Source organism: Geminicoccus flavidas (assembly GCF_009806515.1).
Taxonomy (GTDB): Bacteria; Pseudomonadota; Alphaproteobacteria; order Geminicoccales; family Geminicoccaceae; genus Geminicoccus; species Geminicoccus flavidus.
This window is the reverse complement of sequence record NZ_WUJP01000630.1, coordinates 1-378: the sequence shown is the minus strand read 5'-3', so window position 1 is coordinate 378 and position 378 is coordinate 1. Positions and strand designations below refer to the sequence as shown.

General features: G+C 69.0%; 1 protein-coding gene. It reads right to left on the bottom strand.

The window, feature by feature from the left end:
• Positions 1–378: hypothetical protein (locus EQG76_RS17775; RefSeq protein ID WP_159715725.1), on the bottom strand; the 378-nt coding region annotated here is incomplete at both ends.

The window sequence follows — 378 nt, the reverse complement described above, 5'->3', positions numbered from 1 at the left end:
GCCGCTCGACCAGTTCCGCCTCGCGGTCGGTGGCGACCGCCATGTCGACAAGCTGGTCGAGCGCGCAGCGATCCATGACGACGAGGCCACTCCTGGCCGCCGGGCGGATCCGCAACTGCCGGTCCAGCCACAGGTCGAGCCGCTGCAGCCAGAGAAATAGGGGGGCCCAGCCATTGGCGAACTCGTGGACACCGACCCGCACGCCGCCCAGCACCAGCTTGCGGTTGTGGCCAGTCAGGCGGGTCAGCGCCAAGAGCGGCTTGCTCAGATAGTTGCGGAACCGGCTCCAGACATGGGTGCTTTCCTGATCCGCCGCGGCGAGGCGGCCCTGCAGCCGCCGGAGCAGCGTGGTCTTGCCTGCACCGTCGATGCCGATCA